Genomic DNA, 16,911 nt, shown 5'->3' on the forward strand with positions numbered 1-16,911 from the left:
GGTCAGGGGACGGCAAGGCCTCGGCGCCCAGCCCGTGGCCGCCTATCGTGGCCGGATGGTCACGCGCATCGGCACCTCCGGCTGGAGCTACGACCACTGGGACGGTGTGCTCTACCGCCCGGGTCTGCCCGCCCGCGACCGACTGGCCGCCTACGTCGAGCGCTTCGACACGGTCGAGCTCAACGCGAGCTTCTACCGCTGGCCGCGGGAGTCGAGCTTCGCGAGCTGGCGGCGCCGACTGCCCGACGGGTTCGCGCTCTCGGTGAAGGCGCCGCGCGGCCTCACCCACGCGAAGAAGCTCTACGCGCCCGAGGTGTGGATCGACCGCATAGCCCGCTGCTGGCACGAGTTGGGCGACAGACGCGCGGTGCTGCTCGTGCAGCTGCCGCCGGGCATGCCGCGCGACGACGCCCGGCTCGACTACTTCCTCGGGGCGCTGCCCGACTGGATCCGCGTCGCGGTGGAGTTTCGGCACGAGAGCTGGCACGTCGAGGACGTGTTCCGCCTGCTCGAGCGGCACGGCGCGGCCTACTGTGTCATCAGCGGCGCCGACCTGCCCTGCATCCTGCGGGCCACCGCGCCGTTCGTGTACCTGCGGCTGCACGGTCCCGATCAGCACTCGCTCTACGGCGGCAGCTACTCCGACCAGGATCTCGCCTGGTGGGCCGACCGCATCCACGAGTGGGAGGCATCCGGCCACGAGGTTTTCGCCTACTTCAACAACGACGGCGGGGGCAACGCGGTGCGCAACGCGCAGACCCTGCGGCACCTCGTGGGTCCCTGAGCCTGTCGACGGGCCGCCACAATAGACGAATGACCCCGCTCGCCACCGTCGTGCGCACGCCAAGCGCCGTCTACCTGCTCGGCACCTCCTTGGTCGGCCGCCTCCCGAGCGCGATGGCCGCCCTCGCGATCGTGCAGCTCGTGCGTCTGCAGGGTGGCGACTACGCGCTCGCCGGCGCCATGACCGCGGTGTACATCGTCTCGGGCGCCGTCGGCCAGCCGCTTCTGAGCCGCTGGGTCGACCGCGCGGGGCAGACGCTCGTGCTCGTCGTCTCGGCCGTGGTCAGCTCGCTCTCCTTCGCCGCGGTCGCGCTCTTCGCGGGGGACGCTCCCGCGCTCGCCTTGGTGGGCGCGGTGCTCGCCGGGTTCTTCGCCCCGCCCCTGGAGCCGTCGCTGCGTGCGCTCTGGCCGCGCATCGTCGCCCCCGGCGCACCGCTCAAGGCCGCGTTCAGCCTCGACGCCGGCGCGCAGGAAGTCATCTTCATCGTCGGGCCGTTGCTCACGGTGCTCGGCATCTCGGCCTTCGGGGCCACCGGCAACGTGCTGTTCGCCGCGGCACTCGGCCTCGTCGGCACCGTCGCCTTCGCGCTGAACCGGGTGTCGCGCACGACGGGCGCATCCGCCCCCGGCACTGCTCCTCGCCGGTCGCCGGTGACGAATGCGGGCTTCCGGCGCCTGGTGGCGTTCACCTTCGGGGTGGGTGTTCCGGTAGGGGTTCTCACGATCTCGGTCACGGTGTTCGGCGAGAACCACGGCGTCGACGGATTCGCCGGCTGGGCGCTCGCCGCCAACGCGTTCGGCGCCCTCGCGGGGGCGACGGCTCTCGCGCTGCGTCCGCTGCGCCGCGAGCCGCAGCGCCTGCTCGCGCTGTGCGGCCTGTCGCTCGCGGTCGGCTACCTGCCGCTCGCGCTCGCCGACCTGCCGCCCGCGGTCTGGCTGGCGCTCGCCGTCGTGGCGGGGTTCATGCTGCCGCCGACTCTGGCGCAGGTGTTCGAGACCGTGCCGCGCGTCAGCGACAGCGGTGCTCTCACGGAGGCAAACGCCTGGGTCGTGAGCGCGATGAGCGTGGGTGTGGCGGCGGGCACGCTCGGCGGCGGCCTCGTGGCCGGCATCGACGCGGCAGTGCCGGTCATGGTGCTTTGCGGCTCGGCCCTCACGGCGGCGCTCGCCCTGCTCGTGCTCCCGTCGCGCATGCGTCCGGTCGCCGAGCCTGCTGCGGTCGCTGAGCCTGTCGAAGCGACATCCCTCCCAGAATCGAGCCAAGCGTGATCTCCTACCCCGACTACCTCCGCCTGCTGCCGAAGACCGAGCTGCACTGCCACTTCGTCTCCACGATGCAGCCGGCCCGGCTGCTCGAGCTCGCGGACAAGAACAACGTCGCCCTCGCGTCGCGCGACATCGACACGCTCCTCGACTCGGACAACCTGCTCGACTTCCTGGCGCTGTTCAACGCCGCCCACGACGTGCTCGTGACGGGCGACGACCTCGCCCAGCTCGCCTACGACGGCGTGCGCGACGCGGTCGCCGAGGGCAACCTGCGCTACCGCGAGACGTTCATCAACCCGCAGAACTTCCCGGGGCGCAGCTACGCCGACGTGGTCGACCCGATCCTCGACGGACTTCGCGCGGCCGAGGTCGATCTCGGCGTCGGGTTCGGCTTGGTCGTCGCGATCAACCGCAACCTCGGGGCGAGCTCGGCGACCGAGCTGGTGCAGACCGTGATCGACAACCCGCGCGACGGCGTCTTCGGCATCGGCCAGGACGACCTCTCGCCCGACGGTACCGAGAGCCCCGGCGCCTGGGTCGACGCCTACGCGCTGGCCGGACGCCACGGTCTCCAACGCACCGCCCACGTGGGGGAGACACTCGCGGCCGATCCCCGCGGCATCCTCGTCGCCCTCGACGATCTCGGCTGCGAACGCATCGACCACGGCTACCGCAGCGTCGACGACCCCGAGGTCTTCGCCCGCCTGCTCGACTCGCAGGTGCCGATCACGTGCACGCCGCACTCGACGCGCGTGCTCAGCGGCTGGCAGTTCGGGCCGGAACACCGCATCGCGCGCATGATCGCCGGCGGCCTCAACGTGACTCTCTCGACCGACGACGCGGTGTTCTTCCGCACCGACATCGGCCGCGAGTACACCGACGTACTCCCCGCCATGGGCTTCGGGCCGGATGCCGCCAAACAGATCTCCCTCGCCGGTGCGAGCGCCGCGTGGTGCGAGCCGGGCCAACGGTCCCGGCTCGAGGCCGCGTTCCGGGCCGAGCACCTCGCCCTCGACGCGCTGCTAGCGGGTGAGCCTGTCGAAGCCTCGCCGCCCGGATGACGCGGGGTCATCCGCGCGCCCGACGCGGGCCGCGCAGCCGGCTGCGAGTATCGGAAAGTGCCACCGAGATCCCGCCCCGCCGCTGCGCTCGTTTCCGCCGTCATCGTCGCGCTCGTCGCGGTCGCCGCGGGATCGCTGACCCCGTTCGGCCAGCAGTACCTGCCCGAGTGGCTGAGCTCGCTCGCGAACTCGTCGGGCAGTTGGACGATGATCGGGCTCCTCGCCGTGTACCTCTCGCGGGCGCGCGGGTTTGTCGCGGCGATCCTCGGTATCGCGGCGCTGCTCCTGCTCAACGAGACCTACGCCGCCGTGTCGACGGCGCGCGGGTATCCGTACGCGGGAGGACTGGCGAGCGAGTGGACCTACGTCGCCGCGGTCGCCGGCCCGATCGTGGGGCTGGCGGCGTCATGGCTGCGCTCGTCGCGGCCGGTTCTCGTCGCACTCGCCGTGGCCGTGCCGAGCGCGGTGCTGATCGGCGAGGGTGTGTACGGGTTGATCCTCATCGCCGACAGCACGAGCCCGGTCTACTGGTGGCTGCAGATCGTGGGCGGCGCCGTGTTCGTCACGGTCGTCTCCGTCCGGAAGCTCCGGCGGCCCGGAGTCATCGCGCTGGCGGCCGCGCTGACCGTCGTCGGCGCGGCCGTGTTCTACGCGTTCTACGCCGTCTGGCTCCCGGCGCTGATCGGCGCCTGACGCACTGGCGCATCCCGGTCGGCGGTGGCAGGGTGGTCGGCATGGGACCCCTGATCGCCGTCGCGCTGGGCGCCACCGGCGTGGTGCTCTTCTTCGTTCCGGCGCTCGTCAAGGCCGATACCCGACGCCGCCGTCGCACCGACCCGCGCTACCGGCCGATGGGGTCGTTCGGCGTCGTGGACGAGCTGTTCCACCCGACCGCGTACTCGGCGTTCCAGGAGGCCGAGGCCGAGCAGGAGCTGCCCGCGCCGGCCCCGTCCCCGGGCGACCTCCCTCGCCGCCGCACGGGCCGGTGATCCGCTCCCATTCCCCGTCGACAGGATGCCGCGGCCGGTGCCGCGCAGCTCGTCCTGTCGGACGTGCGTCACGGGCATTCGGTCCTGTCGACGAGCGCGGGGCTACCGCAGAGTAGCGGTAGCCGCCTCCCGCACCGCCTCCGCCACCCGGTCCAGCGTCGCCGACCGCAGCTGCCACTGCTGCCAGTAGAGCGCCACGTCGGTCGCGTCGCCGGCGGGGTCCAGCTCGACGAGCCGGTCCGATGCCTGCAGGTCGGGGATCATGCCCCAGCCGAGACCGAGTTCCACGGCCCGCACGAAGTCGGCCGACGACGGCACGAACTGGCGCGGGGGATCGGCCCGCCGTCGCCCGGCCCGCCGGAGGAACGCGTCCTGCAGGTCGTCCTTCGTGTCGAAGACCACGACCGGCGCGACGGCCAGGGCCGCGGGCGTCGCGCCCTCGGGGAACCAGCGCGCGGCGAACTCCGCGCTGCAGCGGGCGCGGTACCGCATCGTGCCGAGCCGCGACGAGGTGCAGCCCTGGATCGGCCGGGCGACCGCGGTCACCGCCGCCATCACCGCACCCGAGCGGAGAAGCGCGGTGGTGTGGTCCTGGTCGTCGAGGTGCAAGTCGAACACGGTGCCCGGCGGCAGCGCAGCGAGGGCGGGGAGGATCCACGTGGCGAGCGAGTCGGCGTTGACGGCGATCGGCACGCTCGCCGGGCGGCCGTCGTCGAGCTCGTCGCCGAGTTCGCGGTGCGTGTCGGCGGTGAGGATCTCGATCTGGCGCGCCAACCGCAGCACCGCCTGCCCCGACTCGGTCACCTCCACGGGCTTGGTGCGCTGCAGCAGCACGCTGCCCACCGCCGACTCGAGCGCCTTGATGCGCTGGCTCACGGCCGAGGGCGTGACGTGCAGCCGCCGGGCCGCCGCCTCGAAGGTGCCCTCGGAGACGGTCACGCTGAGCGCACGGAGCTGGGAGAGGTCGAATTCCATGATTAGCAATGCTAATGGTGCGTAAGTATCCGTAGCTGGACTGTTCGGTCGCGGCATCCGTACCGTGGGTCTATGGCACTCCAGCACCTTCTCGTCCTGCTCTCCGGTCTCGGCTTCGGGCTCTCCCTCATCGTCGCGATCGGCGCACAGAACGCCTTCGTGCTGCGTCAGGGGTTGCTGCGCGAGCACGTGCTGCCGGTCGTGCTGGTCTGCGCGCTCTCCGACATCGTGCTGATCGTCGCGGGCATCGCCGGGGCGGGAGCGGTCTTCGCCCTCGCGCCCGTGCTCATTACCGTCGTCACCTACGCGGGTGCCGCCTTCCTGCTCGGCTACGCGGTGTTCGCCGCTCGGCGGGCGATCCGTCCGTCGGCGCTCGCGGCCGGCGGACCCGCCGTGGCGAAGACGCTCGCCGCGACCGTCGCCACCTGTCTCGCTCTCACCTGGCTGAATCCGCACGTCTACCTCGACACCGTGGTGCTGCTCGGATCGATCGCCAACACGCACGGTGACGAGCGCTGGTGGTTCGGGGCGGGTGCCGCGATCGGCAGTCTGGTCTGGTTCACCGCCCTCGGCTTCGGCGCACGGCTGCTGCAGCCGGTCTTCGCACGGCCCATGGCCTGGCGCGTGCTCGACGGGATCATCGCGCTGGTGATGGCGGCGCTCGCCGTGTCCCTCGTGATCCGGGCGCTGACCGGCGCGTAGCAGCGCTAACACCCCCGTGTTATCGTCGGGGAATGAGCACCCGCGACGACATCCTTGCCGCGACCGCCGAGCTGCTGGTGGAGTCGGCCACGGGCGACATCTCCACCCGCGCGATCTGCGAGCGGGCCGGCGTGCAGGCGCCGACGCTCTACCGGCACTTCGGCGACAAGGACGCGCTGCTCGCCGCGGTCGTCGACGAGGCATTCGAGCAGTACCTCGGCAGCAAGAGGCTCGTCGTCGCCACCGACGACCCGGTCGAGCGGCTGCGCAACGGCTGGGACTCGCACAACGCTTGGGCACTCGCCCACCCCGCCTACTACCGCATCATCTTCTCGCCATTCGCGACGGGTTCGATCGCGGCGGCGGAGGCGATGGCGATCCTCCGCACCCACCTCGACCTCTGCGCGGAGGCCGGCCTGCTGCGCGTCGCGCCCGAGGTCGCGGCGCAGATGATCATGGCGGCCAACGTCGGCGTCTCCCTGATGCAGCTGACGCGCGGCGAGCTGTATCCCGATCCCGGCCTGTCGACCAGGGTGCGCGATGCCGTGCACGCGCGGGTGTTCGTGGCCGACATCCCGCCCTCGACCTCTGAAAAAGGGCGGTCGGATGTCGCGACCGCAGCCACCACCCTGGCCGCGCTCGTCGCCGCCGACGACGCCGCGCCGCTCGCGCCGACCGAGCGTGCGCTGCTGCTCGACTGGCTCGCGCGCCTCGGCGACGCGTGACCCGTCGACCGGTCACGCGTGATCGGGCCGACCGTCGCCGCATAACCGGTCGACCGGTCGACCGGTCGACCGGTCGACACCATGCCGCAATGGATTGTCGCTACTGTGAGCACGAGCAGTGTTCAGTACATTGCCCGGAAGAGGGTGCTGTGACGATCGACCCCCACGAAACCATCCCGGTTCTCGAGACGGCGCCGACCCCCGAGCCCGCACCCGAGACCGCTCCCCTCGCGCTCGGCGGGCTGTCGTTCGGCGAGGCCGCCGCGGTCTCCGGACTCACCCCCGAGGCGCTGCGCTACTACGAGAACGAAGGGCTGACGCTCAACCCCTCCGAGACGCCGGGTCGCGGTCGGCGGCGGTACTTCGAGCGTGACATGAGCTGGATCCGCGCGCTGATGATGCTGCGGCGCAAGGGCATGCGGCTGCGCGACGTGCGCGCGTTCACCGACCTGTCGCGCGACGCGGGCACCGAGCCCGAACGTCTGACGATCCTGCAGACGAGGCACGCCAAGCTGACCGACAAAATCGCCGATCTGCAGGCGCAGCTCGTCGTGGTCGAAAACAAGATGGACTTCTACCGGGGCGCCGGCGAGCAGTAGCGGGCGGCATTTTACGTGATTCCGTGAGGGAGTATCGCGTCAAGATGTCGCGTTATTCTGCGGGATACAGTGGTGAATTCGACTACTGGAGGCGTCATTGGGAACGTTGCTCTACGGCAACCCGAGCATTGAAGTGGCCTTCGACGATCGCGCGCTTATGCACCTCCAGATCGTGATCACCGCGAAGCTGCGGCGCAACGAGAGTTTCGTCTTCTCGTGGAAGGACGCCGCCGAATTGGGCAGCGGACGCAGCACCATCTGGCTGCACCCGAGCAGCACGCTGTACTACCGGTATCTCGGCAGCCGCCTGCCCACGATCAACCGCGACTGGATCGACGTCTTGATGGAATCGGCGAACAGCAGTGGCGGACTCTTCTTCACCCCGGAGCCCGGCACGGCCCCCGTGACGCCGCCCGCGCGTCGCTCCTAGCTCGACCGACTCTCCGAGGTCGGTGCCCGCCATCGCCCGTTCTCATCGCCCCGGTCCGGTCTGACCCACGCCGGCGCCGCCGACCGGTGCGGCCGTGGCGTCGGAGGAACCCGTGGAGTACTGAGCCGTCTACGGTTGAGTCATGGCACCCGCTCCCCGATCCGCACCGATCGGCGCCGTCGGGCTGGTCATCGCCGGTCTCTCGCTGCAGGAGGTCGGGGCCTCGTTCGCCGTGCACCTCTTCGACGACGTCGGGGCGGTCGGCACGGTGTCGCTGCGGCTCGGGTTCTCCGCGATCATCCTGCTGCTGGTTTGCCGCCCCACGGTGCGCGGCCACGGCCGCAGCGCCTGGCTGACGGTCGCCGGGTTCGGCCTCGCACTCGCGGGCATGAACTTCCTCTTCTACGAGGCGCTCGCCCGCATCCCTCTGGGTGCCGCGGTGACGATCGAGGTGCTCGGCCCGCTCGTGCTCTCCGTCGTCACGAGCCGCAAGCTCTCGGCCTGGCTCTGGGCGGTCGTCGCGTTCGCCGGAGTGTTGCTGCTCGGCCAGGGCAGCTTCGGCCACCTCGACCCGGTCGGCGTGCTGTTCGCCGCGGGCGCCGGGGCCACCTGGGCCGCTTACATCCTGCTCTCGGCCGCGACCGGCCGGCACTTCCCGCGCTTCGACGGCCTCGCGATCGCGATGGGTATCGGGGCGGTCGTCGCGCTGCCGTTCGGGGTCGCCGTCACCGGGGCCGGGCTGTTCGACCCGTTGATCCTGCTGCTCGGCGCCGCGGTCGCCGTGCTCTCGTCGACGCTGCCCTACGCGTTCGAGCTGATGGCACTGCGACGTTTGCCCGCCGCGACGTTCTCGATCCTGATGTCGCTCGCGCCGGCGATCGCCACTCTCGCCGGTCTCGTGATCCTGGGCCAGCAGTTCACCCCGGTCGCCGCGCTCGCGATCGGGCTCGTGATCGTCGCGAGCATCGGGGCGGTGCGTTCCGCCCGCCCACGCCCGCCGGCCGAGCCGCTCGCGGTCTGACCGCCGCCTGGGGCACGTGCACGCCCTGACCGCGGTCGGTGTTCGTAACTCAGGCTGTTTCAGGCGCGCGGATGCCGCGGCCGCGGTATCTCGCGGGTGGCGAGGACCCGCGGCGCGGCATCCGGCAATTCAGCCTGAATGTCGAACAGGGTGACGGGTTAGGAGATACCCATGAACGGGATCAGCAGCGCGAGTACCGCGGAGACGCCGAAGATCACGACGGATGTGCCGATCAGTACGAACTGGGTGCGGGTCTGGCTGACCAGGGCGGCAACACCGAGGAGGAACAGCGAGATCGACATGAGCACCGTGTACAGCGTGAGCTTGTCGCCCTGAGCGCCGAGGTCGTCGCCCTCCTTGACCTTCGCGTCGGCTTTGTCCTTGGTGTCGGAGTAGCCCGAGAACAGCGAGTCCTGGTACTCCTCGTCGTCGAGCGGGCTGTAGTAGAACTCCTCGTCCGCTTCGTTCTGCTCGGTGGCGCGGTCGATCGCGCCCTGGAAGTCTTCGGAGACACCCTGGAAAACGAGGGTGTCGTACTTCTCCTGCGCGATCGCCGCGGCCGCCTCGTCGGCGCCGTTGATGTCGATGCTCAGCAGCGTGAGGTCGTTCCAGAGGGCGTTGTCCTGCTGGTACTGCTGGTTGCCCTCGAGGTAGAGCGACTCGGCCTCGGTCGAGAGAGTGCCGCCGACCGCGTAGGCGGTCGCGCCGGCGCCGCCGTAGAGGGCGGCCTGGAACGAGGCGTAGGCCACGAAGATCGAGACGACACCGAGCAGGATGGCGATGACCAGCTCGAGGTTGTTGGAGAAGCTCCCCGAGATGCCCTTGGGCGTGGACGTGGTCGATGATTCGGTGGACACAATGCTCCGGTCTGTGGCTGCGGGAGGGTGCTGAGGCTGGCCCAGTTTATTGGTTCGCTAAGCCTGTTAACCCGGCGCCCGATACCCCACTTCGGGGAGCATCTGTCGCGTTTTAGCGGGCCGGACTACGCTCGAGAGCGACGACCCAAGGGACAACGATGGCCACCAAGGATTCCGCAGACTTCGACCCGCGATTCGACCCCGCGTTCCAGCGCGGATTCGGCGGCGGGCCCACCACCGACGCGCCGGCGCGGGCGGTCCCACGGCCGCCGGCGCCCGCGCCCGCTCAGATCGGGCTGCCCCTGGTCGTCCAGGCTCCGGTCACGCCCGAGGGCACCATTCCCGACCTCCAGGGCGGGCCGGATGCCGCGGCCGACGTCGACGCCCCGAAGCGGATCAACCCGTTCCTGATCGCGCTCGCCGCGGCCAGCATCCTGCTGATCGCGGGCGGTCTCTGGGGGGTCCAGGCCGCGCGCGAGCCGTTCCTGCAGACCGACGTTGCCGCGCAGGCCGACTACGTGGGGCTGCAGATGCTGATGGAGTTCGCACCGATGGCGATCATCCTCGGCCTGGCAACCGGGTTGGGAGTGCTGTTCTTCCTCGCGGCGGCGTGGCAGCGCGCGCGGCGCTAGTTCCAGACCGAGCGGATGAACGCGTTCACGTCGTCGAGCTCGGGTCGGGCGATCGAGTGCGGCAGCTCCTCGTAGATGCGTGCCGTGAGGGTCGAGTGTTCGGGCAGCCACTCCTCGGTGTAGGCGATCTTGTCGGGCGTGATCACCTGGTCGAGCGTGCCGCGGCCCCAGAAGACGGGCGGTTTACGCGTCGCGAGCTCGGCATCGCCGGGGTGCTGGTCGAGCACCGCGAAGCCGGAGAGGTTGACCGCGAACGCGAAGCGGTCGGGGGCGTTGCGCAGCAGCTGCATGGCCATCGCGCCGCCCTGCGAGAACCCGAGCAGACCGACGGACGTCGACTCGGTCGTGTCGAGCCAGTCGAGGATGGCGCGGGCGGCGTCGTTCGCGGCGGACGCGACCTCCACGGGGTCCACCTGGCTGGCCAGCGGCGCCCACGAGTAGCTGCCCTGCTGGAGCGTGAGCGGGGCGCGCACCGACGCGATCACCGGGCCGAGCGGGAGCTGCGGGGAGAGACCGAAGAGGTCGCCCTCGTGCGAGCCGAAGCCGTGCAGCAGCACGAGCAACGGGCGGTCCGCGCGTTCGCGTTCGGGGGCCGACCAGAGGACGGCGGCGGGGTCGATGGTGACCATGGTTCCTCGTTTCTCGTGACCCCTCACGCTAGCCGGAACTTCTCCGGGCCCGCTCCGCTGACCGCCGCGCAGCCCGGCAGGGCGCGGAATACAGGTGGTAGAATTGTCATCCCTTTCAACCCCGTCCACCCCGGATGCGCCGCAACGACGCTGCGCACGCAGACCCGATACACGCTCGTGGCCGTGAGCCGCCGAGCTACTGCTCGGCCACCGCGGCCCGCACGTACACCGTTTCTCGAGACACTGATTTGAGGCTTTCCAGATGATTTTCGAAGTAGGGGAAACCGTCGTCTACCCGCACCACGGTGCAGCAACGATCACGGCCGTGAAGACGCGCACGATCAAGGGTGTCGACAAGACCTACCTCACACTCAACGTGCACGCGAGCGATCTGACGATCGAGCTGCCGCAGGAGAACGTCGAGCTCATCGGCGTGCGCGACGTGATCGACGCCAAGGGCGTCGAGGCGGTGTTCGATGTGCTGCGCAGCGAGTGGGTCGAAGAGCCGGGCAACTGGTCGCGCCGCTTCAAGGCCAACACCGAGAAGATGGGCAGCGGAAGCGTCTACAGCGTGAGCGAGGTCGTGCGCGACCTGTGGCGCCGCGACCAGGACAAGGGCGTGTCCGCCGGCGAGAAGCGCATGCTGCTCAAGGCCCGCCAGATCCTGGTCTCCGAGCTCGCCCTCGCGCGCCAGTCCACCGAAGAAGAGGCCACCGCGGCCCTCGACGAGGTCCTGGCCAGCATCCCCGTCTGACCCCGGCGGGTTGGTTGACCAGAACTACGTCTGGCACCGCGGACACCAGTAGGTGTCCCGCTCCGTGAGCGCCGTCGCGCCGAGCTTGCCGCGGCGGATCCGCGTGCCACAGCGCAGACACGGCTTGCCCGCCCGCCCGTACACCCAGGCGTTGCGGCCGGAGCGCAGATCTCCGGTCGTCGACCGGTCGACGCGGCCGCGGTTGGCCACGAGGAGCCGTTTCGCGAGCGCGACGGTGGCCGCGGCATCCGGGTCTTCGGAGACCGGCCTGGTCGGCAGCATGCCGCGCAGAAAACAGAGCTCGTTGGCGTAGACGTTGCCGATGCCGGCGAGGTTGCGCTGGTCGAGCAGCGCCACGAATACGGGCACCTCGGGTGACGCGGTCACCCGGGCGAGCGCGAGCGTCGCGTCGAAGTCGCCGAGCAGGTCGGGGCCGAGGTAGCCCACCACGTCGTCTTTGTCGGTCGTGGGCACGAACTCGACGACGCCGAGCGAGAAGCCCACGGTCACCCAGTCGGCCGTGCTCAGGATGACGCGGGCCTGATGGGCCGGGCGCCGCCACGGCGTGCCCGGCCGGTACAGGTGCCACGACCCCTCCATCTTGAGGTGCGTGTGCAGCGTGAGGTCGCCGATGTGGTGCAGCAGGTGCTTGCCGCGGCTCGCGACGTCGTGCACGGTCTCCCCGGTGAGGTCGACCGTCGCGAAGGCGGGGACGCGCACGTCGCACCCGGTCAGCACCTGACCGCCGATCGCCTTGTTGAGGTTGTCGGCGGTGAGCCAGACGGTATCGCCCTCGGGCATCAGGCGCGCATCGACAGACCGCGGGGCGTCGCGCTGAATCCGGCGTCGCCCAGGGCGATGCCGAGCGGGCTGCCGGTGATCGATTCGCCGTCGACCTGTTCGATGCGCAGTTTGCCGAGACCGGTGCGCACGATCGAGGCCAGCGAGGCGGATGCCGCGGCGAGCACCCCCTCGTCCGCGGTGAACGTCAGCACGGTCTTGCCGCCGCGTTCCACGTACACGGCCAGGTGCCCGTCGACGAGTACCACGAGCGACCCGGCTTTGCGTCCGGGACGGTGGCCGCGGGGCGCGTCGGGTTCGGCGGCCGGCCAGGGCAGCGCCGCGCCGTAGGGCTGCGCGGGGTCGGTCGCTGCGAGGGTGACCGCGGCGGGCGGCTCGTTGCTCGCGTCGTCGCGGGTGAAGGCGCGCAACCGGTCGACGGTGGCGCCCGTGGCGAACTGTGCGGCACCGAGGCCCTCCACGAAGTAGCCGCGGCGGGCGCGGCCGATCTCCTCGAACCCGCTGAGCACCTTGTAGGCGAGGCTGAACCCGCCGCGCACACCCTCGCTCTGCACCGCGCCGCGGGTGACGACGCCGTGCCGCTCGAGCAGCAGCTCGGCCATCGACTTGGCGCGGATCGTGGTGTCGCCCTCGGCGAGCGGCAGCAACGACCAGCGTCCGCCGACGTTCGGCGCACCGGCCTGGCTGGGCAGGGTCGGACGGGCGCGGCCGCGGTAGGCGCGGGAGCGCGACGGCGCCCGCTTCGGCGCGGCTTTGCCGCCGAGGAACGAGCGCAGCGGCGAGAACGTGTCGTTCGTGACGAGTCCGGCCCAGACCAGATCCCAGAGCGCGGTCGTGAGTTCCTTGTCGTCCATGCTGCCGACGGCGCCCGAGAGCTGGCGGAAGAAGAACGCGCCGCCGCCGGCGAGGCTGGCGAGGATCGAGCGCTGCAGCTCGGTGGTCTCGTCGCCGCTCGGGTCCGCGAGGGTGAGCGGCGCGTTGTCGGCGAGGTGCAGGCTGACCCAGCCGTCGCTGCCGGGCAGCGAACCGCGCCCCGACCAGACCACCTCGCCGGTGAGAGTCAGCTCGTCCAGCCAGGCGGGGCTGTAGTTGCGCAGGCGTGCGGGCAGCACGAGGGTCTCCCAGGCGGATGCCGGCAGGGCGACGCCCGACAGCTGGTCGATCACCTGCACGAGTCCGTCGATGCCGGTGAGGTTGCTGCCGACGTGCTGCCACGCGGGCAGGAAGCGACCGAGGGTGGCGGCGTCGACCGGCTCCACCTCGTGGCGCAGGGCGGCGAGCGACCGGCTGCGCAGGCGGCGCAGCACCTCGGTGTCGCACCACTCGCTGCCCGTGGCTCCCGGGCGGAACTCGCCCTCGACCACGCGGCGTTCGCGCGAGAGCCGGCGCAGGGTGTCGAGCACGACCGCGACGCCGAGCCCGAACCGGGTCGCGACCGCGGACACGGTGAAGGGGCCGTGGGTGCGCGCGAAGCGCCCGACGAGGTCGCCGAGCGGGTCGGCGACCGGCTCGATGAACGCGGCGGGCACGCCGATCGGCAGGGGGACGCCGAGCGCGTCGCGTAGGCGAGCGGAGTCCTCGATGCCGGCCCAGCGCTCGGTACCCGCGATGGTGACGCGCAGCACGCGGTTGTCGCGGGCCAGGCCGACCATGAGCGGATTGAGCCTGTCGAAATCCTCGGGCAGGCCGTCGGTCTGAGTTTCGACAAGCTCAACCCGCTCCGCGATCTCCTCAGTCGACAACGGCCCGAGCAGGCGCAGCACGTCGACGATCCCCTCGGCGTCTTTCGCGCGACGGTCGGCGGCGAGACGCTGCAGCTCGAGCTCGGTCTGCTCGATGACGCCGGCGTCGAGCAGTTCGCGCAGTTCCGCGCGGCCGAGCAGCTCGGCGAGCAGCGTCGAGTCGAGCGAGAGGGCGGCGGCGCGGCGCTCGGCGAGCGGCGAATCGCCCTCGTACATAAACGCGGCGACGTACCCGAACAGCAGCGATCGGGCGAACGGCGACGGCACCTCGGTCTCGGTCTCGACGATGCGGATGCCGCGGCCCTCGATCTCGGACGCGATGGCGACGAGCGCCGGCAGGTCGTACACGTCTTGCAAGACTTCGCGCACGGTCTCGAGCACGATCGGGAAGCTCGGGAACTTGCGCGCGACGTCGAGCAACTGCGACGCCCGCTGCCGCTGCTGCCAGAGCGGGCTGCGCTTGCCGGGGTTGTAGCGCGGCAACAGCAGGGCGCGCGCGGCGCACTCGCGGAACCGCGATGCGAACAGCGCCGACCCGCCGACCTCCTCGGTCACGATGTCCTGCAGCTCGCCGGGCTCGAACACGAACAGTTCGGCGCCGGGAGGCGCGGCATCGGTGTCGGGGATGCGCACCACGACGCCGTCGTCGCTGGCCATCGCCGCGCCATCCATGCCCAGCCTGTCTCGAACTCTCGCCCCGACGGCCAAGGCCCACGGCGCGTGCACCTGCATACCGAAGGGCGAGTGCAGGATGACGCGCCAGTCGCCGAGCTCGTCGCGGAATCTCTCCACGACCAGGGTCTTGTCGGTCGGCACGTGGCCGGTCGACTGCTTCTGGTCGGCGACGAACGTGATGAGGTTGTTGGCGGCGAACTCGTCGAGCCCGGCGGCCACCATCCGTTCCCGCACCTCGGTCCCTGAGCTTGTCGAAGGGTCTGTGCCCGTCGACAATTCCGGCGAAGCCGTCGAGATCTCCCGCGTAAACGCCCCGATCGCCCGCCCGAGTTCGGCGGGCCGGCCGAGGCCGTCGCCCTTCCAGAACGGCACCTTGCCCGGCTGCCCGTAGGCGGGGGAGACCAGGACACGGTCGTGGGTGATGTCCTCGATGCGCCAGCTCGTGGCGCCGAGGGCGAAGACGTCGCCGACGCGCGACTCGTAGACCATCTCTTCGTCGAGCTCGCCGACGCGCGCCGCCTTCTCGCCGACCATAAAGACCCCGAACAGTCCGCGGTCGGGGATCGTGCCGCCCGAGGTGACGGCGAGACGCTGGGCGCCGGGGCGGCCGGTGATGGTGTCGCCGACGCGGTCCCAGACGATGCGAGGACGCAGCTCGGCGAACTCGTCGCTCGGGTAGAGGCCGCTGAGCAGGTCGAGCGTCGCGACGTAGGCGCTGCGCGGCAGGGTGGCGAACGGCGCACTGCGGCGCACGGTATCGAACCACTCCTCGACGCCGAGCGGGCCGAGGGCCACGGCGGCGACCGTCTGCTGGGCGAGCACGTCGAGCGGGTTCGCGGGGATGGAGATCGCCTCGATCTGGCCGGACAGCATGCGCTCGGCGGCGACCGCGGTGTGCAGCAGGTCGGCGCGGTGCTTGGGGAAGAGCACGCCCTTCGAGATCTCGCCGACCTGGTGGCCCGCGCGACCGATGCGCTGCAGTCCGCTCGCGACCGACGGCGGCGACTCGACCTGTACGACGAGGTCGACGGCGCCCATGTCGATGCCGAGTTCGAGCGAGCTCGTCGCGACGACGCAGCGCAGGCGTCCGCTCTTCAGGTCGTCCTCGATGCCGGCGCGCTGGTCTTTGCTGACGCTGCCGTGGTGCGCGCGGGCGAGCAGGGGAGCGGCGCCGGAGGTGGAGCCTGCCTGCGCCATCATCTGGGCGGGCGCGGCAGCGGGTCGAGCCTGTCGTGGCCCCTCCGACGTGATTGCGCCGACGGCGGTTTCGACAAGCTCAACCCGCGATAGTTCCCGCTCCTCGTAGATCTCATTCAGCCGCGCCGTCAGCCGCTCGGCCAGGCGCCGCGAGTTGGCGAAGACGATGGTCGAGCGGTGGTCGAGGATCAGGTCGACGATCCGCTCCTCGACGTGCGGCCAGATCGAGCCCTGCGGCGTCGCCCCGGCGGCGGACCCCTCGAGCGCGGGCGCGCTGCCGAGCTCCGTCATGTCTTCGACCGGCACGACGACGCTGAGGTCGAACCGCTTGCTCGACTCGGGCTGCACGATCGTCACGGGGGCGTTGCCGGCGAGGAATCGCGCCACTTCTTCGCGCGGCCGCACGGTGGCGCTCAGCCCGATGCGCTGCGCGGGCTTCGCGAGCAGCGAGTCGAGCCGCTCGAGCGAGACCGCGAGGTGGGCGCCGCGCTTGGTCGACGCGACGGCGTGCACCTCGTCGATGATGACCGTCTCGACCCCCACGAGCGTCTCTTTCGCGGCGCTCGTGAGCATCAGGTACAGCGATTCAGGGGTGGTGATGAGGATGTCGGGAGGCGTGCGGGCCAGCACGCGCCGGTCGCCGGGAGTGGTGTCGCCCGAACGCACGCCGACGGTCACCTCGGGGGCCGCGAGCCCCAGGCGCTTCGCCGTCTGCGTGACGCCGACGAGCGGGGCGCGCAGGTTGCGCTCCACGTCGACGCCGAGCGCTTTGAGCGGGGAGATGTAGAGCACGCGGGTGCGGTGCAGCGGGTTCTCGGGCGGGGGAGTCGACGCCAGTTTGTCGATCGCCCAGAGGAACGCCGCGAGGGTCTTGCCCGAGCCGGTCGGGGCGACGACGAGGGCGTGGCTGCCGCTCGAGACTGCTGTCCACGCGCCGAGCTGCGCGGTCGTCGGCTGCGGGAAGGCACCCGAAAACCACTCCCGGGTCGCGGGAGAGAATTTGTCGAGCACGTCGCCCATCCGACTATCTTCGCCGGTACCGCCGACATTCGCCTGAGCGCGAGGGGCGATGC

General features: G+C 71.0%; 17 protein-coding genes. 12 read left to right on the top strand and 5 right to left on the bottom strand.

What is annotated here, in order from left to right; translation table 11 throughout:
- Positions 1-55 precede the first annotated feature (55 nt).
- Genes HD599_RS00430 through HD599_RS00450 form a run of 5 tightly spaced genes read left to right on the top strand, consistent with a single transcriptional unit; the run spans position 56 to position 4,099 of the window.
- The gene (locus HD599_RS00430; RefSeq protein ID WP_184232613.1) at positions 56-784 is read left to right on the top strand and encodes a DUF72 domain-containing protein; all 729 of its coding nucleotides are present in this window, start codon (positions 56-58) and stop codon (positions 782-784) included.
- Between the two features lie 29 nt (positions 785-813).
- On the top strand, positions 814-2,052 hold the full coding sequence (locus HD599_RS00435; protein ID WP_184232615.1) for an MFS transporter: 1,239 nt from the start codon (positions 814-816) through the stop codon (positions 2,050-2,052).
- Entirely contained in the window at positions 2,049-3,110 is a 1,062-nt protein-coding gene (locus HD599_RS00440; RefSeq protein ID WP_184232617.1) for an adenosine deaminase, read from the top strand. The genes HD599_RS00435 and HD599_RS00440 overlap by 4 nt, the downstream gene beginning before the upstream one ends.
- 57 nt (positions 3,111-3,167) lie before the next feature.
- Positions 3,168-3,803, top strand: coding sequence for a DUF6518 family protein (locus tag HD599_RS00445; protein ID WP_184232619.1), 636 nt, complete (start codon positions 3,168-3,170; stop codon positions 3,801-3,803).
- A gap of 41 nt (positions 3,804-3,844) precedes the next feature.
- Positions 3,845-4,099 (top strand): hypothetical protein, encoded by a 255-nt coding sequence (locus HD599_RS00450; protein WP_184232621.1) that lies wholly within the window; start codon positions 3,845-3,847, stop codon positions 4,097-4,099.
- A 102-nt stretch (positions 4,100-4,201) separates the two neighbouring features.
- Here the strand turns inward: HD599_RS00450 and HD599_RS00455 are convergent, their stop codons facing one another.
- Positions 4,202-5,074, bottom strand: a complete 873-nt coding sequence (locus tag HD599_RS00455) for a LysR family transcriptional regulator ArgP (protein ID WP_184232623.1) — start codon at positions 5,072-5,074, stop codon at positions 4,202-4,204.
- Positions 5,075-5,146: 72 nt separating this feature from the next.
- Between HD599_RS00455 and HD599_RS00460 the strand changes: the two genes are divergently transcribed.
- From HD599_RS00460 to HD599_RS00480, 5 genes are all read left to right on the top strand, one after another.
- The gene (locus HD599_RS00460; protein WP_184232625.1) at positions 5,147-5,776 is read left to right on the top strand and encodes a LysE/ArgO family amino acid transporter; all 630 of its coding nucleotides are present in this window, start codon (positions 5,147-5,149) and stop codon (positions 5,774-5,776) included.
- 32 nt (positions 5,777-5,808) lie between these two features.
- Entirely contained in the window at positions 5,809-6,501 is a 693-nt protein-coding gene (locus tag HD599_RS00465) for a TetR/AcrR family transcriptional regulator (RefSeq protein ID WP_184232626.1), read from the top strand.
- A gap of 149 nt (positions 6,502-6,650) precedes the next feature.
- Positions 6,651-7,100 carry a MerR family transcriptional regulator gene (locus tag HD599_RS00470; RefSeq protein ID WP_184232628.1) on the top strand — a complete coding sequence of 150 codons (450 nt, stop codon included), beginning with the start codon at positions 6,651-6,653 and terminating at the stop codon, positions 7,098-7,100.
- Between the two features lie 106 nt (positions 7,101-7,206).
- Positions 7,207-7,530, top strand: coding sequence for a DUF7882 family protein (locus tag HD599_RS00475; RefSeq protein ID WP_460498588.1), 324 nt, complete (start codon positions 7,207-7,209; stop codon positions 7,528-7,530).
- Positions 7,531-7,672: 142 nt separating this feature from the next.
- Complete coding sequence (locus HD599_RS00480; RefSeq protein ID WP_184232632.1) at positions 7,673-8,551, top strand: EamA family transporter; 879 nt, start codon at positions 7,673-7,675, stop codon at positions 8,549-8,551.
- Positions 8,552-8,709: 158 nt separating this feature from the next.
- On the opposite strand, the gene HD599_RS00485 is transcribed toward HD599_RS00480, so the two are convergent.
- On the bottom strand, positions 8,710-9,408 hold the full coding sequence (locus HD599_RS00485) for a hypothetical protein (protein ID WP_184232633.1): 699 nt from the start codon (positions 9,406-9,408) through the stop codon (positions 8,710-8,712).
- 158 nt (positions 9,409-9,566) lie between these two features.
- On the opposite strand from HD599_RS00485, the gene HD599_RS00490 reads away from it, so the two are divergent.
- Positions 9,567-10,040 carry a hypothetical protein gene (locus HD599_RS00490; RefSeq protein WP_184232635.1) on the top strand — a complete coding sequence of 158 codons (474 nt, stop codon included), beginning with the start codon at positions 9,567-9,569 and terminating at the stop codon, positions 10,038-10,040.
- Here HD599_RS00490 and HD599_RS00495 read toward each other — a convergent pair.
- Positions 10,037-10,669 carry an alpha/beta hydrolase gene (locus HD599_RS00495; RefSeq protein WP_184232637.1) on the bottom strand — a complete coding sequence of 211 codons (633 nt, stop codon included), beginning with the start codon at positions 10,667-10,669 and terminating at the stop codon, positions 10,037-10,039. The two genes, HD599_RS00490 and HD599_RS00495, sit on opposite strands and share 4 nt — an antisense overlap.
- 262 nt (positions 10,670-10,931) lie before the next feature.
- Here HD599_RS00495 and HD599_RS00500 point away from each other — a divergent pair, with 262 nt between their 5' ends.
- Positions 10,932-11,423 (top strand): CarD family transcriptional regulator, encoded by a 492-nt coding sequence (locus tag HD599_RS00500; RefSeq protein ID WP_184232639.1) that lies wholly within the window; start codon positions 10,932-10,934, stop codon positions 11,421-11,423.
- 24 nt (positions 11,424-11,447) lie between these two features.
- Here the strand turns inward: HD599_RS00500 and HD599_RS00505 are convergent, their stop codons facing one another.
- Together HD599_RS00505 and HD599_RS00510 are read right to left on the bottom strand one after the other, a co-directional pair.
- Positions 11,448-12,224: an Fpg/Nei family DNA glycosylase gene (locus HD599_RS00505; RefSeq protein ID WP_184232641.1), complete on the bottom strand. Its 777-nt coding sequence runs from the start codon at positions 12,222-12,224 to the stop codon at positions 11,448-11,450.
- On the bottom strand, positions 12,224-16,858 hold the full coding sequence (locus HD599_RS00510; RefSeq protein ID WP_184232643.1) for an ATP-dependent helicase: 4,635 nt from the start codon (positions 16,856-16,858) through the stop codon (positions 12,224-12,226). Before HD599_RS00510 ends, HD599_RS00505 begins: the two co-directional genes overlap by 1 nt.
- Between the last annotated feature and the right edge of the window lie 53 nt (positions 16,859-16,911).

This window comes from Conyzicola lurida, assembly GCF_014204935.1.
GTDB lineage: Bacteria > Actinomycetota > Actinomycetes > Actinomycetales > Microbacteriaceae > Conyzicola > Conyzicola lurida.